1 protein-coding gene is annotated in these 541 nt (G+C 29.6%); it reads right to left on the bottom strand.

Annotated elements, in window-relative coordinates:
- Positions 1-488 (bottom strand): hypothetical protein (locus ACGTN6_RS20975; protein WP_394595043.1); only part of this gene is annotated, 488 nt, incomplete at its 3' end.
- Positions 489-541: the final 53 nt, after the last annotated feature.

Below are 541 nucleotides of genomic sequence, written 5' to 3'. Positions count from 1 at the left end.
AGCAAAATAAAGGTAAGAATATCCCTTTCTAAAAATGAACTTTCTCCAAGAATCACTTGTAATAGTTTTAAAAGATCATGCCTAGTTGGGACATATTTTTCTTTTTTACTAGGTTTTTGTTTATGATCTTCTAAAACAAAACTCATTTGGTCCGTTAGTACAGGGAAATCGTATTTTCTATATAGATACTTAAAAAAATCTTTTAATGCACACTTTGATTGATACAGCCAATTGTAACTTTGATGTAAATGTTTTAAGAAATATTGGTCTATTAAGGATACATCTAATGGGGAAAAGAAAAGTGATACACCTTTAGGACTAATTGTTTCGTATATTTTTTCAAAATGGACCTCCTCAATTTTTGAATTAGTTTCACTCGCAAGATATACCGCAAACTCTTCGAGTCGTCGCTTATATGTTTTTTTTAAGTTTTCAGAAAAGGTGCTATGAAAATTATAGTACTTGATTTCTTCATAAAAAGACTTCATATGGAGTTTCTCCTATTCGAACAATTCATTCAAAAGTTTTTCAAACGGGAATG

It is taken from the genome of Halomonas sp. B23F22_20, from assembly GCF_043496985.1.
Lineage (GTDB): Bacteria > Pseudomonadota > Gammaproteobacteria > Pseudomonadales > Halomonadaceae > Halomonas.
The sequence above is the reverse complement of the archived record's forward strand: the minus strand, read 5'-3'. Positions and strand labels throughout refer to the sequence as shown.